Below are 13,813 nucleotides of genomic sequence, written 5' to 3' on the forward strand. Positions count from 1 at the left end.
GCTAACTTCTATATTTGTCCTTACCAAGTTGTTTTACCAGCTTGTTGTAAACACCAAGCAGCAGGAAAGACGGAGCCCATTGTCCTACAAATAGTGCTTCCTCATCTTTTCTCAATACTTTAAGTGTGGCAGAAACCGCCATAGAGCCTAGAGCAGCCCAAAGATACACATCAGATGGTATGCGGGCGGTATACTCTTCTATTGCTGCGGCTACAGGACCTTCTTCTTTTTGTGGGTTCATCGAATCTGCCTTTCTTTTTAACTCATTTGCGTCCATAGTTATTTCTATTTTTAGGTTTTAGAATACGTTTAGATAGAAACGGAACACATATTCGTATTGTTTGCATTTTATGAAAATTTAAGCAGAAATAGGCCAAAACAACCTATCAGAGCAGATAACTGCATCACTTTTTATAGCACGTGAGCCCGAGCAAGCCTTAACTTTAGCTGAAGCAAACGCATTGCCGTAAGTAAAATCCACAGCAAAATACACCTGATATACCTTTAAAACGGCGCACATGAACCGGCTAAAAATGATCAGCCAACTAGAAGACAGAGCCAACGCCATGTGGGATGTGCTGGTTATTGGCGGCGGGGCAACCGGGTTGGGCATCGCCGTTGATGCGGCTACCCGTGGGTACAGGACTTTGCTGCTGGAGCAAAGCGATTTTGCGAAGGGCACCTCTAGCCGCAGCACCAAACTTATTCATGGGGGCGTACGCTACCTGGCGCAGGGCCACTTAAAACTGGTAATGGAGGCACTAAAAGAGCGCGATCTGCTTTTACAGAATGCGCCGCACCTGGTTAAACAGCAACATTTTATAGTGCCGGTTTATACTTGGTGGGATGCCTTTTTATACTTCTGCGGGCTTAAGCTTTACGATTTATTGGCTGGCAAGCATCGTTTGGGCACCTCGGCTTTTATACATAAAACCGAAACGCTAAAGGCGCTGCCCTCGCTTAAACCACAAGGCCTGAAAGGCGGCATCCGCTACCTTGACTGCCAGTTTGATGACAGCCGACTTGCCCTAAACCTTGCCCAAACTGCCGCAGCGCATGGGGCTTGTGTACTTAATTATATGCGGGTAACGGGGCTGCAGAAAAACGCGCAGGGCCACCTATGCGGTGTGGTAGCCCAGGACCTGGAGACGGGTGTAAAGTATAAACCAATGGCGAAGGTTGTAGTTAATGCAACCGGTGTGTTTGTGGATGCCATACTTAAAATGGAGCAGCCCCAAGCCATACCGCTTGTGCGCCCAAGTCAGGGAGTGCACCTGGTGGTGGATCGTTCTTTTTTGCCTGGTTCAAGCGCACTCATGATCCCGAAAACCTCAGATGGGCGCGTGCTGTTTGCCGTGCCCTGGCAAGGCAAACTTTTGCTGGGAACCACCGATACCCCTCGCACCAAACCAGAATTGGAACCGCAGGCATTACAGCACGAAGTTGCATTTATACTTAAAACAGCAGGTAATTACCTGCTGCGGCAACCACAGCCGCAAGATGTACTTTCTGTTTTTGCCGGACTACGGCCGCTGGCTGCGCACCAAGGCAACTCTAAAGCCACCAAAGAGATTTCGCGCAACTACAAGATCATACTTTCTGGCAGCAACCTGGCTACTATAACCGGTGGCAAGTGGACTGTTTACCGAAAGATGGCAGAAGACCTTTTAAACACGCTTATTGCCGCTAAACTGCTGCCCCACCGGCCATGCCGCACAGTAAACGTACCTATACATGGTGCCACCCCCACAACGAAAAATAGAGCCCTGTCTACCTACGGGGCAGATGCCGCAGCGATAGAAGAACTAATGCGGCATCACCCTGAATTAGCAAAGCGCATACACCCGGCTTATACTTATACAAAAGCAGAAATAGTATGGGCTGCAAGGCACGAAATGGCACGCACCGTAGAAGATGTATTGGCAAGGCGGCTACGGCTGCTTTTTCTGGATGCCAGGGCTGCGATAGAGGCAGCTCCGGCAATAGCGCGTATACTTGCCCGGGAGCTGCAAAAGGACCAGGATTGGGCAGATGCACAAGTAAACGCCTTCATTTTACAGGCACAAGCTTACTCACTTTCATAGCAAGCTGCTGTACCTCATTTTAAACAAAATCAATATCAAACATAAACCATTGCATAGATTAAAGCTAAAGTATATGGCTTTTTTGATTTTACGAGCTTTTTTGCTTATACTTAAATAAGCTGTAGGTAAACCAGCCTGTATGTTTTTAACGTATGCTAAGCTGTTGCTGCATTGTTTAACCAAGTGCATGGCACCTGCAACTTTAAATAAATCTTTTAACCCAATCCTAAAAAGAAACCAAACATGGTACTACTAAAGAAAGGGACTATCGCAGCCGCAGTTATAGTGGCATCTGTGTTTGCCGGACAGGCTGCGTCCGCGCAAGATGCGTCTACCCCTATTACCAAAGAGCAACTGGAGGCAGTTGAATTTTCCGACGATGAGCTTCGCAAATTCATCAAAGCCAATGGCGCTGCCGTAGAGGTGCAAAAAGAAGGCCGCGACGCTGTTGTGACCACCATTGAAGAGGCCAACTTAACAGTAGACCGCTTTAACGAACTGGCACAGGCCAACAAGCAGAAAAAGCTTGACGAAGTAGCCACAGACGCCAAAGAGAAGGAGGCTTTTGCAAACGCAGTAAAAGCTGTTGTAAAGCTACAGCCAGAGAACAAGCAGAAACTTGAGAAGGCCATTACCGACGAAGGCCTGACGCTTGAACAATATGATAAGATACATGCTGCATTTCAGAAGGATGTGGCTGTACAAGCCAAAGTACAACTACTGATGCAAGAGCAATAGCAGTTTTGCACCATAAATAAAAAGCGCCGATGAAAGATCATCGGCGCTTTTTATTTATACTTAGTTGCAGGCAACACTAAGTGCATTTAATGTACCTGCTGCTGCTCTTGCTTATACTTTGGCTTAAATGCCGCTTATACTTTAAGGCGCTTGCACAGCATCAAATTCACCTTACTCCATTCTCAAATTAAGAACTCATATCTTATAATAGGCTTACAAATACTCCAGCTCCCTCTATATTAAATATTTAGTATATTGCTCTTAAATATAAGCTAATGTACTGCCAAGGTGACTATAAAGGAGTAGATTGCTCCATAGCGTTACCGAATGGAGGATATTCAACTGATTTAATGAAAATCACGGACAATTTTTATATTGGTTTTTGTCATGGTGATGCATTGACACCATTCAAAGACAAGAAAGGGCTAGTGCAAATTGAGTTTGATTGCTACCTGCCATGGGTACTGGCAAATGAACCAGAATAAAAAACTTATGCCAACTACGTGTATGCCTCATACTTCGGCTACATCTCATTTGCAGCTAAACTAAAGGTTAAGGTACAACTCAAAATAAACAAATGAGAAGAATAAGTACCCTCGTATTACTAAGTCTTTTTCTTATATCCTGTAATACATTAAAAAGAAATCAGTCAAAAGAAATTGCAGACATCCAAAAAGAGCTGACAGAAAAATTAACTGCCATTAGCCCAACATTGTGCTTCAACGGGTTTGGGATAGCCTTGGTAAACAATAGAGAAATTTTATATAAGAATGGCTTTGGGATAACTGATTATGAGACAAAACAAAAATATGATGAGCATACGGTTCAGAATATAGCTTCTGTTTCCAAAACGTTTATAGGCATTGCACTACTTAAAGCACAGGAACTAGGAAAATTAAAATTAGATGACCCCATCAATGCGTATCTTCCTTTTAAGGTAGCTAACCCATATTATCCTGATATACCTATTACCATCAGGCATTTAGCAACCCATACTTCTTCCATAAACGATACAGAAGGATACCTCACAAATGCCATCGTATTGAAGGACACGACAAACCTTGCTGAAAATCTTAAAATAGACATTTCTCCAACAAAATTTAATCCTCCAGCTGCAAAAATTTCTATTGAAGAATTCTTGATTAATATCCTTGACCCAAATGGAAAATGGTATGAGGCAGAAGGTTTTTTGAGAAATGAGCCCGGCGCAATTTTTAATTACTCCAACATAGGCTCAACACTTGCCGCTCTTGTTTTAGAGAAAGCAACAGGAACATCCTACAATAGATTTACAACAACTCATATTTTGGAGCCGCTTCAAATGAATAGTTCTGGCTGGAGTATAAGTACAATAGACTTTTCAAAATACACCCATACCTTTCAAAATAAGACCACCCCATATCCTTACTACTCGCTTAATACCTATCCAGATGGTGGCATGTTAACAACCTCTGGTGATATGAGTAAATACATTTTAGAGTTAATGAAAGGGTACTATGGTGGAGGCACAATTCTCTCAAAAGAAAGCTACAGAGAATATTTTACACCACACCTGAACACCGAAAACTTCATCGATAGAAGCACAAGTGAATATAGCGACGAATATAATATGGGTATAACCATTGGGTTCGGCTCTACCGGAAATTTTGGCCATACAGGCGGTGACCCTGGCTTGTTTTCAGTAATATGGTTTGACAAAGACAGCGGCATTGGCAGATATTTTATAGTGAATACAGAATGCAACACCAAAGAATTTGGCAAAAGCCAGAAGGCAATTTATGATTTATTAGATGAGTATTCTGTTAAACTGAACGAGTTAAGTAAAGCGAGAAAGTAATACAACTTTTTATGGCAAGTGAGGAAGCCAATTTTAAGTTTTCTCTTCTCAGCATTTTACAGGTAAAGAAATGCTTTGAAAACAATCACAAGCCATATGTAAAACCCCACAGTAATTTTAAAATCGAAATAGCGTAAAAATGACATTGAGAAAAATCGCATCCGGATTATTTGCCCTTGTAATGATTAGTTGCAACGCAACAAAACAGGAAACGGGTTTGAGTGACACAGGTACCTTTGCCGACATAAAAATTGTTGGTGCGATGCGAAACGTAATGTGGAAAGGAGAATTAGGAGGCAACATTAACCTTGACACCATCTCGGATAAAAAGGGGCTGTACGGGCTTGGGCCAGTAAGCTATCTTACAGGAGAATTGCTGATTAACAACGGGAAAAGCTACGTTTCCAGAGTAACTTCTGACACCACAATGACCGTTGAAAAGCGATTTGACGTTTCGGCGCCTTTCTTTGTATATGCCAACGTAACAGAGTGGAGCGAATCGGAATTACCAGCAAGCATCAAGACCATTAAAGACCTGGAAGAGTTTATTGACGATAAGACAACGGATCTTAAGCGGCCATTTGCCTTTAAGTTGGCTGGAGTAGTTTCTAGCGCCGTTATTCATATCCAAAACTTACCGGAAGGAACAAAAGTATCATCCCCTGACGAAGCGCACCAAGGACAGACGAGCTATAAGCTGGAAAACGAAGCATCTGAGATAATTGGATTCTTCTCGAAGGAACACAAAGCCGTATTTACACATCACGACTCTTTTTTGCACATGCACCTCATCACAAAAGACGAAAGCAAAATGGGCCATCTCGATGATTTAGAGATAGGCAAAATGAAATTATACTTGCCAAAGAAATAAAGTTTATACCAGCTATATGTAAGCGTAAAGCGAGCCTTTTAACTTAAACCCAAAAGCTGGCAAAAACGAGTAAGCTACGATTGGCTGGTGGCCGCTACACAAAGTTGCAGGGGCCGGTAAGCGTAATGCATTGAGAAAACTGCCTCCTACCCTGTTATTTGCGCCAACCGTGTTATCTTTGGGACTCTAAATAAAATTGTATGCCCCTAGCGTTTATATGCAAAGCCTTTGATGAGCTTACGGCCCAGCAAATGTATGATATGCTTCGCCTCCGGAGTGAGGTTTTCGTGGTAGAGCAAAATTGCGTGTTCCTAGACCTCGACAACAAAGACCAGGTTTGTTACCACCTGCTGCTGTACAAAAACGGTGCGTTAGAAGCCTGCGCCAGATTAGTGCCACCGGGCACATCTTACCCCGAAATGTCCATCGGGCGGATTGTAACCAGCCCCGCCACCCGTGGCACAGGTTTAGGAAAAATACTTGTACAAGAAGCTATTGAAGCATGTTACCGCCTGTTCGGAGGTGGCCCAATACAAATTGGAGCGCAGCTTTACGCCAAAGGGTTTTACGAGGCCTTTGGCTTTGAGCAAACCGGCGAAGTATACGACGAAGATGGCATCGACCACATTCACATGATCAAGCCCTAAAGTATACCACAGGTTCATTTTAACTTAAACGCTACTCCTGCAACGCAACTTAAGCCTTAGCTATACTTTACACTTACATGGCAGATACCTCACAACCTGACTCGGATATTTTAGTTTCGCTGGTGCGCATGAAAATGCCCTTCGGAAAGTATAAGGACACGCTGCTTTGCAACCTGCCGGTTTCTTACCTGGAATGGTTTTACCGGCAGGGATTTCCGGAAGGCAAACTGGGCATGCAGCTAGCTACTATTTACGAGATAAAAATAAACGGCCTGGAGTACCTGCTCGACCCGATTAAAAAGAAGTACCGGTCTTACTAAGGTGTATACTTTTGCCTGGGTTTATACTTTAGATTAACAAGCAACCGCCAGCTGCATGGCCTTGCAACAAAGAAGCTGCGCATAATTGTTAAGGATAGCGCCATCTGACATAAAGCAGTATTTTGAGACTATTTCAAACGCTTCTGAGATTGCAATGGCAAGGTGGCTTTTAAGTTGATGCCGCAGGAATTATACTTGCTTTGCATGCCACCCCACACAAGTTAAAACCGCCTCTGCCTCACATCTTAGTACAGGCATAGCCGTATGTTATACTTCCAATAATCATAACGCAACCATGTCAGCAAATATAGACCACGAGAAAGACGACCAGCAGTTTACCATAAAACTAGGCGATGACGATGCAGAACTAGCTTATACTTTACCAGAGGAAGGGATCATCTGCTTTACCCATACGTATGTACCAGAACCAGAAAGAGGAAAAGGCCTTGCAGCTAAACTCATAGAGAAGGGAATTGCCTACGCTAGAGAGCAGAATTACAAAGTGCAGGCACAATGCCCTGCTGTCGCTAAGTACCTAAAGGCACACCCTGAGCACGACGACATCAAAGTTTAATGCACAAGTAGCCAAAAAGTTTCAAAGGTAGATCTGCCAGTACAGGGCCTCTCAAAATGGCTTTACTGGCAGATCTACCGTTTTGAAAACGCAGGCTGCAGATGTTTAAGCTATAAGGTTTACAATAGTATGGCTTGTAAAGAAAGACACAGGGCTATTCATCGGCTTTCTCTACTTTGTGCCCACCAAACTCGTTGCGCAAGGCAGCCACCACTTTACCCGAAAAAGTATCTGTTTCGTAAGAGCGGTAACGCATCAGCAACGACATGGCAATTACGGGAGTAGCCACCTGCATATCCAGCGCGGTTTCCACAGTCCATTTGCCTTCGCCGGAAGAGTGCATAACACCTTTTATACTTGCCAGATCCGGGTCTTTGCTAAACGCGTTCTCAACCAGTTCCATCAGCCAGCTGCGCACCACAGAGCCATGGTTCCAGACGCGGGCCACCTCTTTGTAATCCATGTCGAATTCACTTTTATGCAGCACCTCAAAGCCTTCGGCAATGGCCTGCATCATACCATACTCCACACCATTGTGTATCATCTTCACAAAGTGCCCGCTGCCCGGCTTGCCCACGTGCAAATAGCCTTTCTCTACTGACACATCTTTAAAAATCTGCTCGCAATAAGCAAACGGTTCTGCCTCCCCTCCTATCATGGTGCAGGCTCCGTTTCGTGCACCTTCTAAGCCGCCGCTTGTGCCGCAGTCTAACAGAAAAATGCCTCTGTTTTTTAACAATTCGGCCCGCTTTACAGAATCTTTGTAATTAGAATTACCGCCGTCTATGATTATATCACCAGGCTGCAGGTGTGGCAACAGCTGCTCGATAACAGCATCTACTGCATTGCCGGCCGGTACCATGATCCAAACTACTTTTCGGCCAGCCAGCTTTTCTGCTACTTCGGGTATAGTATACGCCGGCACGACTCCCTCCTTTGCAATGGCATCGGTTGTGCCGGGCACTATATCGTAAGCAACAACTTCGTGTTTATGATCTCTGAGGTTCAGGGCCAGGTTATAGCCCATTTTGCCTAATCCTACCAATCCTATTTGCATCGTTCTCTTGTTTATATGTTAATCATCAGCAGTAGCTGTTTATACTACATCCGGTTTATTTATACTTTTAACTGAACTCAGCTGATTAAAGCTACTTTCCAGTTTTGGGTAAAGCGCTTCAAAAAGGGCATAGTTTTGCCTGTAGATAAGGTGTGCCTGTGGGTTTGGAGTAAAGGTCTTCTGCACTTTTATCAGCTTGCCTGCATCTTCCAGCTTTTCGAGCATGCCCAAGGTATGCATGCCAAGTATGGCTGCCCCCAGGGCAGAGCCCTCAGAGGTTTCTGTTAAGTATACTTTTACCTGAAACATATCTGCCAGCATCTGCACCCAAAGATCGGAGTGCGTAAAGCCACCGTTTGCGAAAATTCTTTTTACTGGCCCCATTGTCTGCTCTAGTGCTACACCCACGCTATACACCCCGAAGATGATGCCCTCCATCAAAGCCCTTAAAAAGTGGGCGCGGGTATGCGTATAGTGTACGCCAATAAAGCAGGCCCTGGCTGCGGCATTCCAATGCGGCGAACGCTCACCCAACAAGTATGGCAAAAACAGTAACCCATCAGAACCTGGCTTAACAGCAGCTGCCTCCGTATTAAGCAACTCAAAAATATCCTCCTCCTTCTCTTTTGCGGCCTTTGCCTCTGCTCCGTAAAAGTTATCTTTAAACCATTGCAGCACAATGCCACCGTTGTTTACAGCGCCTCCCAAAACATACTTCTCCGGGCTCAGCACATAACTGAATATCCGCTCTTTCAGGTCAGTTGCAGGTTTGTCTGCCGTAATCCGGATAGCGCCGCTTGTGCCGATGGTTACGACGGCATCTCCCTCACAAACTGCATCGGAGCCGAGATTGGCCAGGCATCCATCGCTTGCCCCAACTACAAAAGGCAAATTGTTGGGTATGCCTAACTGCTGCGCAAATACGGCGTCCATGTTCCTGAAGGTATAACCCGGATGTACGGGCTCAGCTAATTGCGCTGCCGTGATGCCTGCCATTTCGAGGGCATCCTGATGCCAGCCAAGGGTAAAAATATTGAATAGCCCTGTGGCAGACGCAATAGAATAATCTACTTTATACTCCCCGAAAAGCCTGTAGAACACATACTCTTTTATGCCGATAAACTTTGCTGTTTGGTTAAACAATTGCGGCTGCACCTCGCGTAGCCAGCAAATTTTAGGCAGCGGCGACATCGGGTGCAATGGGGTGCCGGTGTGCAGGTAAATATCGTGGCCGATTACGCTGCGCTTCAGGTTGGCAGCCTGTGCCGCGCTGCGCGCATCCGCCCATATAATGCAGTTTGATAGAGGCTTACCATCTTTGCCCATAGCTATCAGGCTGTGCATGGCGCTGCTAAAGCAAACGCCCTCCAACGTATAACCGCTGCTGCTCAGCAACCTGATAACGTTTTTCAGGCTGGCTATAACTGCATCAAAAATAAGCGCAGGATCTTGTTCGGCATGTTGTGGTTCAGGGTTGTCAATGGGGTATTCAACAGCATACCGGAACAAGGGCTTGGCATCGGCGCTAAACGCCACCGCTTTGGTGCTGGTGGTCCCTATATCAATGCCAATGATTGCCTGCTGTTTCATACGCGCTTTAGTTAAGCTTTACCTACGAGACACAGGCTGATAAGAGTTATAAAAGAATGGTATGTATGGGTTCCGGTTTCATTTCTTATATTTGGTTTGTAAACTAAACTTAACTCATGAAACCACACCGCCTTATACTTGGGCTCTGCTTGCTGGCAGCTGTGCACCAGGCACCAGCCCAAGGCCTTAAAGTTGACAAGAAAGTTGACAAATCGCTTAAAAAGGTTGAGCCGGAAGCCATCAAAAAACATATCTGGTTTTTAGCCGACGACAAACTTTTAGGCCGTAAACCAGGCACGCCAGGCTACCAGACTGCCGTTGATTATATTACCGACAACTATAAAAAACTGGGGGTGCAACCTGCCGGCGAAAACGGTACCTACCTGCAAACAGTAAGGCTGCGAACTGCTAAACCGGGCACCAACGCCACCATGGTTCTATCGGACAGAAAAAATACTGCAACCACCCTTACAGCAGGAAAAGACTTTGCCGTTTACCCTAACCCGAAAGATGCCAGCGTAAACCTTCAGGCTCCGCTTGTATTTGCCGGCTATGGCATTAGTGCCCCAGATCTGGGTTACGACGATTATGCTAACCTGGATGTGAAAGGCAAAATTGTACTTGTGTTGCGTGGCGCTCCTCAGGGCTTCCCTAACACCGTAGCATCTTATAGCATGGATACGCAAACCATCCTGAAGAATGCGGCAGACCGTGGCGCTGTAGGCGTTATACTTGGCAGCACAAACCCAAGAGCCGGTGTGCCAAACTTTGGCAATGGCGTTAACAATGTAATGCATGCCAACGGCGAAGTGGCTTTCTCGAGAACGTATAACCCAGCCATCAAACTTTTTGGTATTGTAAACCATGAGTTGACAGAGAAACTGCTTTCTGAAGCAGGGCTTAATCTAACGGAAACACTAGCAGGACTTAAAAGCGGAAAACCTGCCTCTACAGAGCTAGGCCATTCGGTTAACGCAGCCTATACTTCCAGCTACACCGATATTGAGAGTTACAACGTAGTTGGTAAAATTGAAGGCTCAGATCCGAAGCTGAAAAATGAGTACGTTGTACACAGCGCCCACCTGGACCACGTTGGCATTGGCCGGCCTGTTGATGGCGACTCTATCTACAACGGAGCACATGACAATGCCTCTGGTGTAGCCAGCCTGCTCGAGATTGCCGGTGTATACTCACGCCTGAAAAAAACACCGAAGCGCTCTGTCCTTTTAGTTATGGTTACTGCCGAGGAAATGGGCTTACTGGGCTCTGCATACTTTGCCAAGTTCCCAACGGTACCGGCCAACAGCATCGTAGCCGACATCAATACCGATATGCCAACCATTATAGCGCCGTTACTTTCGGTAGTGCCATTGGGCGCACCGCACTCTACGCTAATGGAGCCGGTAACCAAAGCTGCCAACTACCTGAAGCTGGATATTGAGGAAGACCCTGAACCAGAGCAGAACCGCTTTGTGCGCAGCGACCAGTATAGCTTTGTAACCCAAGGTATACCTGCCTTGCACATTAAGTATGGCAACAAAACGCCTGATGGTAAAAACAACCTGGACGAAACAGTAAAAGTATGGCGCGCCAAGTATTACCACAAGCCACAGGACGGCATTGACGGTGTGTTTGATTTTGAGGCCGGCAAAACTTACGTGCAGCTTAACTTCCTGATTGGCTACCTTGTTGCCCAGGGCGAGCAGCGCCCAACCTGGAACGAGGGCGACTTTTTCGGAATACGCTTTGCAAAGTAACAACAGCTAAAGTATAAAAGCCCTGGCATTACAGAAGTAGTGCCAGGGCTTTCTTGTTTCTGCTTCATCACGCTACACCTCATTTTCTGCTGCTTATCTACAAGCCGTTAAACCATTGTGGATAATGTATACCTGATGTTAATAAACGCGCACGCATAATTCATACTTTCCTGACTTTCAAACAGATCTCAATAGTTACCCAACTACGTAAACAGCATCTGTGTAAAATTTGTCCACATGCACATTTCCTGCCTGTTTATTACATATTTTTGTAGAGATATACTAGACAAAAGTGCCATGGAAACGATGCAGCGCGCAGTAATGAAAAACAATACACACAGAGGGGAAATCATTCGTGAGGCTATCAAAGCAAGCGGAGTAGCCATTGGTGTTGTAGCCGATAAGCTCGGTATCAGCCGTAAAACGCTTTACAATAAATTTAAGGAAAGCAGCATTCCGTTTAGCTTTATACTTCGTTTGGGCGAGGTTATACACCACGACTTTTCACAGGAATTCCCGCATTTGAGTAAAAGTGTAAAAAAGGAGCCTGCCATGCCGCAGTCGCCTGTACACACCAACCTACTGTTGCCATTTGACGGAGAGCCCATAGAAACCCCAAAGCCAAACAACCTGAAAGAGTGCGAAGCCGAACTGGTGACACTACAGCGTAAGTATATTGCCCTGCTGGAGAAGTTTAACGAACTGCTGCTAAAAACATCAGCAAATTAAAATTTACAGGCTGCTGCCAGGCATACTACTCACGCATATCCACACCGGCATCGGCAGGGTTGCCAGCTCTGAAAGTAGCTACAGCTTTATCTCCGGCATAGAGTGTCAGCACGTCGCCAGACCGGCGATAGGTAGTGGTTTTTCGCAACGATTCCATTAGTTTATTCTCCAGCGCAATGTTTGGGCAGCTCATGCGGGTAGTGGCAAGGTCTGATAGCTGGAGGGAGGTATCGGTTAGCTTATACTTTCCTGAAAACTTATTGCAACCGGCATAGCCATTTACATCACTCTCCCGCTCCTGAAAACGAATATAAGCCATGCGGTTGTCCTGACGCTCCGGAACATTTTGCCCCTCTACGGATAACAACATCCAGTAGGCGTCAAGTATGGTTTCGTCATCAGAGAGCGGTGTGGCAGGTTTCATGGTACAGAACTGCAGGCAAGTGGCCATTACAAGTATAAACGCTGCGGATAAAATACTTTTCATGTTGGTTAATGTGTTCATAGTTTGGTTAGGTTGCTTATACATTACGCAGCAACGGTAAATAAAGTATAATTGGCATCATATTAAAGAAAAAGCCCGCAGTTTTAGCTGCGGGCTTTTTCTTTAATATGACTGGCTTAAAATCAAGTGCCATAGGTGTCGTAACCGTAGCTTCCTGCGCTGCTCCAGCTGCTGTAGTCAGGTCCGGATCGGCCGGAGCGCCTGTCATCGCGGCTGCTTCTGTGCTCTCCATCGTTAGAGCCGGCTTTCTGGTCGCTTATGTAAGCACGGTTAGAGGAATAAGATCCTGTGGCATAGTTCTCGTCCTGGTTACCTCTTGAGCTTTTAATCTCGCCGCTGTATCTAAAGTCGCTGTCGTCGTACGAGCCATCATAGTAAGGGCTTTCGCTACGGCTTCGGTTGTGCCCGTAATTATTTTCTTCGCGGCGCTCACGGTGTGGGCCGCGGTCTGTGTAATGGTCGGCAGTACCGGCATTGTAGCTTCTGTAACGATCATCTGTCCTGTTTTCATCACGGGCAAACTGGTTATAGTTACGGCCTTCCCCGCTGTAGCGGTAGCTGTTATCCTGGCGTGCATAGCGGTCGTTGTTGCCGTAGCCGTATCCAGAATAATTGCCATGGTCTCTGCCAGACTCACTGCGCCAGCCGGTGCCCCTGTTGCTGTTATAGCCCCTGTTGCGGTTGTTGCCCATGTATGGGTTTGGGTCCCCGTAGCGATAATTATCCTGATCACCACGATTTTCAGTTGCACCACGGTGGCTGCTTGCGCCGTAGCCTCCTACTGGGCCACCAGCGCCGAAGGATGTTCCACCGGTACCTCGCACGTTTCTGTATTCATGCCCCTGGTCCTGCATGCCATAATAGTTGCCGCGGTTACTGTAGCGGTCGCGGTAATTTTCAAATTGATCGTCACGGTTGTTACCATGGTTGCCTCGGCGGTTATCGCCATAATATCTTTCGTCTCTTTCCATAGGTGAGGTATTTTTAAATTATGTGTTAACTCTACCTTATAAACGAACCTCAGCCGGCAACGTTTTTAATGCGCCTTCTTTACCCCTGAAAGATGCCTCAAAGGGAAAGGTTTAGTTAGGTGTTCCTGCATGG

General features: G+C 45.9%; 15 protein-coding genes. 10 read left to right on the plus strand and 5 right to left on the minus strand.

The annotated features are described in order from the left end of the window. Nucleotide 1: 1 nt before the first annotated feature. Nucleotides 2-277, minus strand: coding sequence for a hypothetical protein (locus Q1A23_RS12845; protein ID WP_299823947.1), 276 nt, complete (start codon nucleotides 275-277; stop codon nucleotides 2-4). A gap of 241 nt (nucleotides 278-518) precedes the next feature. On the opposite strand from Q1A23_RS12845, the gene Q1A23_RS12850 reads away from it, so the two are divergent. The 8 genes from Q1A23_RS12850 to Q1A23_RS12885 all read left to right on the plus strand — a co-directional run bounded on the left by Q1A23_RS12850 (nucleotide 519) and on the right by Q1A23_RS12885 (nucleotide 7,071). Continuing rightward, a complete protein-coding gene (locus tag Q1A23_RS12850) occupies nucleotides 519-2,084 on the plus strand; it encodes a glycerol-3-phosphate dehydrogenase/oxidase (protein WP_299823948.1) in 1,566 nt (521 codons plus the stop codon). Nucleotides 2,085-2,327: 243 nt separating this feature from the next. Continuing rightward, the gene (locus tag Q1A23_RS12855) at nucleotides 2,328-2,822 is read left to right on the plus strand and encodes a hypothetical protein (RefSeq protein WP_299823950.1); all 495 of its coding nucleotides are present in this window, start codon (nucleotides 2,328-2,330) and stop codon (nucleotides 2,820-2,822) included. Between the two features lie 350 nt (nucleotides 2,823-3,172). Further along, entirely contained in the window at nucleotides 3,173-3,307 is a 135-nt protein-coding gene (locus Q1A23_RS12860; protein WP_299823952.1) for a hypothetical protein, read from the plus strand. A gap of 92 nt (nucleotides 3,308-3,399) precedes the next feature. Beyond that, entirely contained in the window at nucleotides 3,400-4,659 is a 1,260-nt protein-coding gene (locus tag Q1A23_RS12865; protein WP_299823953.1) for a serine hydrolase domain-containing protein, read from the plus strand. 139 nt (nucleotides 4,660-4,798) lie between these two features. Beyond that, nucleotides 4,799-5,530 (plus strand): acetolactate decarboxylase, encoded by a 732-nt coding sequence (locus Q1A23_RS12870; protein ID WP_299823955.1) that lies wholly within the window; start codon nucleotides 4,799-4,801, stop codon nucleotides 5,528-5,530. 200 nt (nucleotides 5,531-5,730) lie between these two features. Next, nucleotides 5,731-6,177 carry a GNAT family N-acetyltransferase gene (locus Q1A23_RS12875; protein ID WP_299823956.1) on the plus strand — a complete coding sequence of 149 codons (447 nt, stop codon included), beginning with the start codon at nucleotides 5,731-5,733 and terminating at the stop codon, nucleotides 6,175-6,177. Nucleotides 6,178-6,254: 77 nt separating this feature from the next. Next, the gene (locus tag Q1A23_RS12880) at nucleotides 6,255-6,497 is read left to right on the plus strand and encodes a DUF3820 family protein (RefSeq protein WP_299823957.1); all 243 of its coding nucleotides are present in this window, start codon (nucleotides 6,255-6,257) and stop codon (nucleotides 6,495-6,497) included. A 295-nt stretch (nucleotides 6,498-6,792) separates the two neighbouring features. After that, a complete protein-coding gene (locus tag Q1A23_RS12885) occupies nucleotides 6,793-7,071 on the plus strand; it encodes a GNAT family N-acetyltransferase (RefSeq protein WP_299823958.1) in 279 nt (92 codons plus the stop codon). 154 nt (nucleotides 7,072-7,225) lie between these two features. Here Q1A23_RS12885 and gnd read toward each other — a convergent pair whose 3' ends face one another. Together gnd and Q1A23_RS12895 are read right to left on the minus strand one after the other, a co-directional pair. Continuing rightward, entirely contained in the window at nucleotides 7,226-8,128 is a 903-nt protein-coding gene (gene gnd / locus Q1A23_RS12890) for a phosphogluconate dehydrogenase (NAD(+)-dependent, decarboxylating) (RefSeq protein ID WP_299823959.1), read from the minus strand. A 39-nt stretch (nucleotides 8,129-8,167) separates the two neighbouring features. After that, nucleotides 8,168-9,718, minus strand: a complete 1,551-nt coding sequence (locus Q1A23_RS12895; RefSeq protein ID WP_299823960.1) for a gluconokinase — start codon at nucleotides 9,716-9,718, stop codon at nucleotides 8,168-8,170. Between the two features lie 116 nt (nucleotides 9,719-9,834). On the opposite strand from Q1A23_RS12895, the gene Q1A23_RS12900 reads away from it, so the two are divergent. Both Q1A23_RS12900 and Q1A23_RS12905 read left to right on the plus strand, forming a co-directional pair. Continuing rightward, nucleotides 9,835-11,475 (plus strand): M28 family peptidase, encoded by a 1,641-nt coding sequence (locus Q1A23_RS12900; RefSeq protein ID WP_299823961.1) that lies wholly within the window; start codon nucleotides 9,835-9,837, stop codon nucleotides 11,473-11,475. 297 nt (nucleotides 11,476-11,772) lie between these two features. Continuing rightward, entirely contained in the window at nucleotides 11,773-12,204 is a 432-nt protein-coding gene (locus Q1A23_RS12905; protein WP_299823962.1) for a helix-turn-helix domain-containing protein, read from the plus strand. 25 nt (nucleotides 12,205-12,229) lie between these two features. On the opposite strand, the gene Q1A23_RS12910 is transcribed toward Q1A23_RS12905, so the two are convergent. Then, nucleotides 12,230-12,709 carry an META domain-containing protein gene (locus tag Q1A23_RS12910; protein WP_299823963.1) on the minus strand — a complete coding sequence of 160 codons (480 nt, stop codon included), beginning with the start codon at nucleotides 12,707-12,709 and terminating at the stop codon, nucleotides 12,230-12,232. Nucleotides 12,710-12,831: 122 nt separating this feature from the next. After that, nucleotides 12,832-13,680: a hypothetical protein gene (locus tag Q1A23_RS12915; RefSeq protein WP_299823965.1), complete on the minus strand. Its 849-nt coding sequence runs from the start codon at nucleotides 13,678-13,680 to the stop codon at nucleotides 12,832-12,834. Nucleotides 13,681-13,813: the final 133 nt, after the last annotated feature.

The sequence above is a fragment of the uncultured Pontibacter sp. genome (assembly GCF_947492645.1).
Classification (GTDB): domain Bacteria; phylum Bacteroidota; class Bacteroidia; order Cytophagales; family Hymenobacteraceae; genus Pontibacter.

What these genes read in the sequence shown, in the direction of transcription:
- Q1A23_RS12845 (WP_299823947.1), bottom strand. Translation starts at nt 277, where the DNA reads ATGGACGCAAATGAGTTAAAAAGAAAGGCAGATTCGATGAACCCACAA.
- Q1A23_RS12850 (WP_299823948.1), top strand. Translation starts at nt 519, where the DNA reads ATGAACCGGCTAAAAATGATCAGCCAACTAGAAGACAGAGCCAACGCC.
- Q1A23_RS12855 (WP_299823950.1), top strand. Translation starts at nt 2,328, where the DNA reads ATGGTACTACTAAAGAAAGGGACTATCGCAGCCGCAGTTATAGTGGCA.
- Q1A23_RS12860 (WP_299823952.1), top strand. Translation starts at nt 3,173, where the DNA reads ATGAAAATCACGGACAATTTTTATATTGGTTTTTGTCATGGTGATGCA.
- Q1A23_RS12865 (WP_299823953.1), top strand. Translation starts at nt 3,400, where the DNA reads ATGAGAAGAATAAGTACCCTCGTATTACTAAGTCTTTTTCTTATATCC.
- Q1A23_RS12870 (WP_299823955.1), top strand. Translation starts at nt 4,799, where the DNA reads ATGACATTGAGAAAAATCGCATCCGGATTATTTGCCCTTGTAATGATT.
- Q1A23_RS12875 (WP_299823956.1), top strand. Translation starts at nt 5,731, where the DNA reads ATGCCCCTAGCGTTTATATGCAAAGCCTTTGATGAGCTTACGGCCCAG.
- Q1A23_RS12880 (WP_299823957.1), top strand. Translation starts at nt 6,255, where the DNA reads ATGGCAGATACCTCACAACCTGACTCGGATATTTTAGTTTCGCTGGTG.
- Q1A23_RS12885 (WP_299823958.1), top strand. Translation starts at nt 6,793, where the DNA reads ATGTCAGCAAATATAGACCACGAGAAAGACGACCAGCAGTTTACCATA.
- gnd (WP_299823959.1), bottom strand. Translation starts at nt 8,128, where the DNA reads ATGCAAATAGGATTGGTAGGATTAGGCAAAATGGGCTATAACCTGGCC.
- Q1A23_RS12895 (WP_299823960.1), bottom strand. Translation starts at nt 9,718, where the DNA reads ATGAAACAGCAGGCAATCATTGGCATTGATATAGGGACCACCAGCACC.
- Q1A23_RS12900 (WP_299823961.1), top strand. Translation starts at nt 9,835, where the DNA reads ATGAAACCACACCGCCTTATACTTGGGCTCTGCTTGCTGGCAGCTGTG.
- Q1A23_RS12905 (WP_299823962.1), top strand. Translation starts at nt 11,773, where the DNA reads ATGGAAACGATGCAGCGCGCAGTAATGAAAAACAATACACACAGAGGG.
- Q1A23_RS12910 (WP_299823963.1), bottom strand. Translation starts at nt 12,709, where the DNA reads ATGAACACATTAACCAACATGAAAAGTATTTTATCCGCAGCGTTTATA.
- Q1A23_RS12915 (WP_299823965.1), bottom strand. Translation starts at nt 13,680, where the DNA reads ATGGAAAGAGACGAAAGATATTATGGCGATAACCGCCGAGGCAACCAT.